This is a genomic window from Marinobacter sp. L-46 (genome assembly GCF_056859535.1).
Map to the genome: position 1 here is coordinate 1 of NZ_JBSXOP010000033.1, position 7,817 is coordinate 7,817.

Sequence of the window (7,817 nt, forward strand, 5' to 3'; positions counted from 1 at the left end):
CCACCATGTGCTGACGCACATCGCTGATGCGGTTACCCTCGAACAATTGGAAGCTCTCTTGCCCTGGAATGCAGAGCTGCCAGCTTTAAAAAATGTGGCTCAATACGGTTAGGGCAAGTGGGTCGGTTTAATGGCGCTTACCAACAACCTGAAACCCAAAACCAGGCTGGCAGCCAAGCTGCTGTTCCATGGCTGGCAACCCGTTTCCGTTGCGGTGAAAGGCTACTGGCCCACCAAACTCATCGGTTTTGGCGAAGACCTGCCCGCCGGCGTCGCCAGGCAATGGCGACAGTGGTGCAGCTCACCAGGCTATGTAGAAAATAGTTTTGGAAGGGAAATACGGCGGCATCACTATTCGGATATAAAAGCGCCCGTGCTGTCACTAACCGCGACAGATGACCACATCGCCGTGCCTGCAAACGTGGAAGATTTTCTGCGCCTTCTGCCCAACGCCAGGATAGAAAAACAGTTTCTGGAACCATCCAGTTTTGGACTGAAAGAAATTGGCCACAGTGACCTACTGCGCAGCCGCTGCAAGGCTTGTTGGCCGCAGGTTCTAAAAGGCCTGGCGTCTACAGACTGAACCTGAATGTCATCCTGATATCCAAGTTAAGATGTTCTCGGATATAAATATCTTGCGCTTGGGCGGCGATATTGGTGCTGCGATGAGACTGATGACTCCACTTGCTAAGTGGCTGGCTCAATACCCCGGATACCGCTCCCAAAGCCCATCGTCATCCATATAAGAATGCCACTCCTGGCACGTCCACAAATCGGACGCGACGGCCTCAATCACGTCCCGAAGCTCCAACGGCTCCAGCCACCGCTGCGGAATCACACCGGTGCCGTGCATGGCGCCAAGAATGTTTCCGGTAATGGCTCCGGTAGAGTCTGAATCCCCATCGTGATTCACCGCCAGCACAATACCCTGCTCGAAACTTTCAGCCACCAGGGCGCAATAAACAGAAATCGCCAGCGCTTCCTCTGCGACCCAGCCTTCGCCGAGTTCCTGGATAGCGATATGGTGTGGCATACCGGACTGGCTCAGTTCAACCGCCTTATCCAGAGCCGCCAACGTCTCCTCGTGACCGCGTTCTGCAACCAGTAATGTCTTGGCGGCACCCAGGGCATCCAGCAGAGTTTTGTCGTTCAATAACTCAAAGATCAAAATGGCCAACACGCCACCGGTCAGATAACCGCTGGGATGGCCGTGGGTGAGGCCGGCGCACATACACCCATCTTCAAATACCCTTTCCAAACCGGAGTTACCGTTGAAGGTGCGCCAGTAAAGACCTACCGGAGCCACCCGCATTACCCCGCCACACCCCTTACTGTCATTGCCGGCGGTCTCTGGAACACCCGGGTAATCCCGCAGCGCACTCAAACACGTCATGCCCGGTGCTCGCTGGCTGTGCAACTCTGGCTGCTGAAACAACCAGCCGTCTTTCTCTGCGGTTACCGCACGACACTCGTGGCCCTGTGTTGCCAGCCAGCGCAGATAGGCATTGGCAACTGTGTGGTCGAAACCTGCAATGCCTTTACTTACTCCCCGCATTCGGCCCCGCAACAGGCCTTCTGCGGTGAACAGGGTCATTTGGGTGTCGTCGGTTATCTTGCCTTTGCCACCATAAGCCGGGGCGTAGTCAGTTATACCTTCGGGGCCGAAGCGGTTCAGGATTTCAGCGCGAGTCATGAACTCCACGGAGGCACCGAGGGCATCGCCTATGGCGCCGCCGAGGAGGCAGGCGGTGTATTTATCTTTCAGCTTGGCTTCGCTACCAGGACCCGGCATGCTCTGCACAGTCGAGGTTACTGTTTCTGGCGCATGTTTCATTTTCCAGTCATCCGTCAGTTCCATGAACAATGCCATTCGCTCTGTTCCTACAACCAAGGCCAATAAAAAATGCTCAGTTCGCTCGATCGTCTGCAACGTATATAACTTGTCTCGCACCCCGGCAGGATAGGCCGCATGGTAAAAAGAAAGCTCTAACCGGCGCTTGCCACCGCCAACCGGAGTGACGGAGTACACCTGAATTGGTGAAAAGCGCCGGATGTTGGGACCAAACTCGGAACTGATCAGCTCCATGGCGTACCAGCACCGAGGTTCAAAAGTGAAACGCTTCATTGACGATCCCCTACGACATAATCAAACCACTCCCGCAAGAGTGCCCTCTCTGAGTCCTGAAAATCTCCCGCCGGAAAATTCAACTGGACCTCAAACTCTCCAGCACCCTTCTCCCGAAAGTTCACAAACGGAAACCGGCTATTAAGCCGTAAAAGGTTCAGTGCTGGATCGGCACCTTTTGCTGAACCGGCGGTCTGGTCTAGCAGAGCGTGAATTTGCTCTTCCGATACCGGTGCGATCAGTTGCTCGACTTGTCCCAGCTCAGATTCAACTGAGCTCCAGGCGCCCTCCGCCCGCTTAATGTTACGCTGGCTCATGAATCTCTCCGGCAAAGGTTTAGGGCCGGAAATATTAGAGCTGCTTATCTCTGCAACGGTAAGATCCTGCCTCCCATGGAACAGCTGCGCCTCCAGTTCATCGGAAAACTGCTTGATGCTTTCCAGCCCTATACGAACCTCATACAAGGAGAACCATTCCATTTTTCCTCGGCGAACAAACAGAGGGAAGTTTACCCGGGTACTCAAGTAGAAATGGCTGTTCCCCACATCCTCGTCAATCCCAACCCGGACAAGCGGATACCGTTTACTAAGCTCGGATATCAGTGCATTTAAATTCTGTAAAGACACCTTTTCCAGATTCGCCCGGTTTGCAATAGGCGATGAAAAACTCACAACATAAGCCGTGTCGGGGCTCAAGGCTGAGAATCTCGGGGAGAAGCCCAACGTCGCAAAAATGGGTTGGTGCCTCTTTGTTTCCCGACGCTCAACCAGCGGGTCAATAACAAATAAAGGCTTTGGGGATGTCTGACTAGAGTTGGCCTCAAGAATCTTGTCTTTGAGCGGATCGCAGGCACGCTCCAGGTGATTACGCAGTTTTTCGGCAATGTCACCAAAGGTGTGAGTTTCTTGCGGCTTGTATCCGCATCCTGCCTCATGCAATCGTCGAAACTTAGCCGGGTACGGGTCCTCAACTAACTCCTCGGAATGATCCAGAGGCTTTCGGAGAAACTGCCCCCAGCCGACCATGGAGGTCGGTCGATATTCAGAGTCGAACCTAGACTGGAGGCACGCATCCATTCGCTCCTCCACCCGATGTTTTCGCTCAATGAAAGAAGCAACCTGGTCTTCATCTACGGAGCCCGCAAGGTATGGGTAATGTATACCTAGCTCCCCACCTCCGGTTGCCAGCCGCTTATTGACACATCCGTACAAACGGTCGATTCGCCCTACCCTCTGCTCGTTATCTCCGGGGGATCCAGCAATTCCATAGTGGTGAACCTGATGGCAATTCATGTGAAGGTTTACCCCTTCCTGGAATACCGAGGTAGAAACCAGAACGTTGGGGTAAAAGGGGCTGTTAAAACCAAGTATGAGGCGTTGGCGGGCACTGTTATTTTCGCCACTGGCGTACCAGGCAGGACTGGTCAAACCTTTTAAACTGCGCCATTCCTTTCGCCAGTCTCCCGCACGATGATCAACAATTTTATCGCAAAGCGCTTCAAAGGTTTCCAGGGCAGCGACAAAGTAGCGGAGTAACAAAGAACCTTTGATTTTTTCCTGCCGAACGAACTCATAGAACCCTCGGTACCGTTCCTGCACACTGTCAATCTTTCCTTTGCGGCGATACTCCACAAACCAGCTATACAATTCCACTATCACTGGGCTCGCGTGCAAAAACCCGGCTTGAATATAGTTCGCGAAGTTTTCCGCAACGGGCTTCTTAGTGTTGGCCCATCCGCGCATTAGTTCCTGAAGCTTGCTGGGAAGCTCATCAAAAACCAGTCTCCAAACAGTAAACATCTCCTGTATGTAGGCTGTTTTCGGCGCTTCATTTTCACCCACGGCCTCACGCAGATCGGCAGCACTGTTCCAGCTGCCAAACCGTTCGTAACGAGCGGCCAAACCGTAGTTGGCTCTCGTGCGCTCTGAATCACCGTAAAAGTAGTTGTAACCGCCCTTTAGATAATCACTGGATGGCTCAAGAAACAGCGAAAAAAGACTTTCCGGCTTGGTGAAACGGAGCCGCACGTTTGCGCAATCAGTCTGGCCACCGGCGCCCCCTCTCTTCACTACAAAAAGCTGGGCAATCCGTGATGCCAAATAATCGTCTTCTATACCGTCAGCATCGCCATCTTCGGCATCCATTTCGATACTTTCATCCTCAGAAACCCCGGCTCTGGTGCTTTCTAGCAGCTGTTCAAACTCATTGCGGGAAAAGGTTTTAAGCCTTGGATTTCCCTGAGTATCCAAAAACGATAGCCCTAACCCCGAAAACAGAATCTCACCCAGTAGCTGGTCGTAGCGCTCATTCAGGCGCTGCGTTAATTCTCGGACAGAAGGAATACGACGCACAAATATAAGGTGTTTCAAGTTGCTCAGTGGCAACTGATACAAATCCTGCTTTTCAGGAACACACTCCTCTATCAACCGTCCGTATTTGGGGTGCCCGGGAAATCGATTAAAGGTCCGATAAAAGCTGTCGGTCAGTCCCATAAGGAGATTTGTATCCGGGGCTGTCGAATAATCGCTTTTACCGTTCTCGCCGTCTGGTGTGTCCCGCTCAGAATCCTGCCTGAAAACCTCGTCCGCTAAGACATCTCGGCCAACGGACTCAAACCCCTCCAGATAGCCATACATCAGGCTTTTGTTTTCATTTTTCTTGTTCAGTTCAGCGACCAGGCCTTTTTGATACAAGGCAAAGAAGCCCTCAGCCTCGGGCTGTCCAACAAACGTCGCCGGCATCGGCTTTTCATGGCGATAGTGGCGTTTACTGAAAAGCTTCCCATTCCCCTCCATGAGTCGCATCCGCCGCAACCCATAATTATTAAGGAGATGACTGGCGCGGTCAGATTCACTTGGCCACCCACCCCCACAGTCCAGAAAGTAACTGAAAATGCTGTTCACATTTGAAAGACGGGTATGACTGGGTGTCGCCGTTAGCAGCAGCACTCTTTGCGAGAGCGGATCTTGCTGAGTCCCAAAGAATGCCTTGGCGGCAGCAACACGCTGCGAGCCACCGTCAATATTTCTCAGGTAATGCGCCTCATCCACGATGATCAGGTCAAAACCCTCAGGCCCAAGGGCGCTCTTGATGCTTTTGTGAATCTCTCCGGCCCTCTCCCCGGCGATTTTGTCCGGCCTGCGATTATCTAGCTCCTCGCCCCTCAACAATCCGCTCAGGGAATGAATCGTTGTGAGATAGAAGTGGGAAACACCCCGCATAACTGCGGCGTTCAGGTCTGCTAACGACTTACAGATTTCAACGCTGGGAACTGCACCACCATCAACACTATTCTTAACGGTGTGGTCGACTACTCGATAGTGCGAAGCTACCAAATTGTTAAATTCGCGGCGCCAATGCAGGCAAAGATCCCGGTTAGGGGCCATCACCAATATTCGGGCATCAGGTTTCATCTTCCAGAGTAGCGCAGCCACCCCAAGGGCCTGGAATGTCTTCCCCATACCAACTTCATCCGCCAGTAAAGCAACTTTCTGCTCTGCCAACAGATTCCAGAGGTAGGCCACACCTTCAGTCTGTTTAGCTGGCATGGATTGGCGATCTTGCGCACTATAGTGCCAATCTTTCTGGCCACCATTGAAATTGATCCACTCAGAGACCATTTCCGGGCTTAGCAAGCCCCAATCGGCTTCGCTCATATCTTTTCCCTGTGTGAACTTCGGCAGTGATATTCATCGGCCAGCCATGCCAGATACTCATCACTAAGTGATGACGGCAGCGCCGGTTCATCCACCAGTAAAGCTCCCCACCGTTCAGCGGTTGTATCGGCCCCATTCCCTGGCAACTGGGAATACTGTGCGCGTGCCGTAAGGCATAGCTGATTTACTTCCTGAGCAAGAAACCAGTTGAACAGCGAAGGTACAAAACTGCTCTCAATGCGATGCTCCGTTTTCTCTACCAGCTCCTGAAGGCAACCCGGGCGGATGAAGGCCCAATACTCCAGTTCTTTCTGATCCCTGCAATTGAGCAGCAGCTCTTCGTAGTGGTGGCACGCGGAAAATAACCGAAAATAACTAATATCAGTAGATTGGTGCTCGTATTCAGAAATCGCACCAACAGCATCGGACTCCAAAGCATCTACCAACACCTTCCCATCAACGTCTTCCTGTACCCGGTAGGTAGCGTCATCAGCGGGCGGCTCACCGCCAGTAAGCACCAAGGCATCTAACAAATCCCGAAGATGCTCGTACTGCTGTGCCCTTCGGAATATAGGGCGTGTTTCGATGATCAGTCCTTTTATTACGAAGCCTAAACCACTGAGCACTTCGTAACTTCGGTTGACCAACAGCGGCTTCGTGGTGGTCACCGGAAGCTCCAATTCCTCCAAAATAAAATCGTTACTTTCAGGATCAGGTATCCAGCTCAGTTCTATTGAGTGCGAAAACCCGGGTAGTTCTAGTCTGAAGTTATCATCAGGCTCTGTCTTGCCAAGCCACACTCCTGAAATGTGAAAGCGCTCTGTTTGCCAGTCAAAAACCACTCGGAGATCAAATGGCGGCGGCTCTGGAACCCGCAGGCTCTCTTGCTCTATCTGGTCTGGCGTCGCAAACAATGACTCCGTAAGCGGCAATGCCTCGCCCACAAAATCAGCCAAAGAAGCATCACTACGGGCAATAAAACCAGCCTCTACGTTCTGACTCTGGGCGCTGCTGCCGGTAATTAAATTGCTGCCAGGCTGGGTGAAATTCCAAGATCCAATCGCTAACCGTTCTGGCGATTTCCAAAGCTTTGCATGAGTCATAAAGCTACGATCATCACGCTTAACAGGGCTCTTGTGCAAAGAGAGCAATCCATGACCATGCAGCTCAGAAAGGCCCTGGCTCCATTCTGCGCGTAGATACTGATTATCCACCCTGTCCGGTACCAGCTGAACCCTGAGACCTGGTGCATCTGCGTAACGTTGTAGGCTCCTTACGTAGTGGCTGATATCTCTGGAAAAATACGGGGACCAAACTGCAAGTTCGGTCGCTTTACCCTCAAGCAGCTGGGTAAGAAACGGTGCGCCAGCCAGGCTATGGCAGAAGTCAATGCCGAGATTTGCGTTCTGTTCGGGGGCAGGAAAGTCGTCTGGGAATCGTTCCTGTACGTTGGCGAATACTGGCTCAAAGAAACTTCTTACCGATTCCGCCATATTTCGGCTTGCGACCGGCACAAAGGAGAAAACCTCCTGGTTTCGCCCCCAGCCATCTACAGTCAGGTTTGCACTACCAGAACCGAGAACAGATCCTTTTTCGCCCTGAAGATAGATAACTTTCGGGTGAAACAGGCTGCGCTCAGAGAAAGTGATCTCGGCATTGGGCGACAACCGTTCTGGCGATACCCCATGAATGGGAATTGCCGTTCGCTTATTCTGATCCGGCTCAACGAACCGCTTGTCACAGAACACCCGAACATCGATACCTCGCTCGCTCAATACCTGCTGCATTCCCTCATAGTCCATTCTCAGTTTAGGGGGATCCATGCCAAGAATGACCGGTAAAACGTAGGTTTCAATAAACTCAATATTTATGACAAAGCTAGTGAGCCAAACCCTCGAGTTATTGTCAAATCTGGTGTATGACCATCAGGCAGCGTTCCTGCCAGATTGATCTTCCACCTGTATTCCATCCTGAAACTGCACGTTGTCCACGACCAGCTTCAGTTGGTCAAACCCCTTGATTCGCTTCCAGCGTTT

Annotated in this window: 4 protein-coding genes; 1 reads left to right on the forward strand and 3 read right to left on the reverse strand. The window is 52.1% G+C overall.

The window, feature by feature from the left end; genetic code table 11:
* Positions 1-130: 130 nt before the first annotated feature.
* The gene (locus AC13DJ_RS02850) at positions 131-583 is read left to right on the forward strand and encodes a hypothetical protein (protein ID WP_482932839.1); all 453 of its coding nucleotides are present in this window, start codon (positions 131-133) and stop codon (positions 581-583) included.
* A 117-nt stretch (positions 584-700) separates the two neighbouring features.
* Here the strand turns inward: AC13DJ_RS02850 and AC13DJ_RS02855 are convergent, their stop codons facing one another.
* The 3 genes from AC13DJ_RS02855 to AC13DJ_RS02865 form a co-directional block, all read right to left on the reverse strand.
* A complete protein-coding gene (locus AC13DJ_RS02855; protein WP_482932840.1) occupies positions 701-1,870 on the reverse strand; it encodes an ADP-ribosylglycohydrolase family protein in 1,170 nt (389 codons plus the stop codon).
* A 251-nt stretch (positions 1,871-2,121) separates the two neighbouring features.
* A complete protein-coding gene (locus tag AC13DJ_RS02860) occupies positions 2,122-5,781 on the reverse strand; it encodes a DEAD/DEAH box helicase (RefSeq protein WP_482932841.1) in 3,660 nt (1,219 codons plus the stop codon).
* Complete coding sequence (locus AC13DJ_RS02865) at positions 5,778-7,568, reverse strand: phospholipase D-like domain-containing protein (RefSeq protein ID WP_482932842.1); 1,791 nt, start codon at positions 7,566-7,568, stop codon at positions 5,778-5,780. Before AC13DJ_RS02865 ends, AC13DJ_RS02860 begins: the two co-directional genes overlap by 4 nt.
* Between the last annotated feature and the right edge of the window lie 249 nt (positions 7,569-7,817).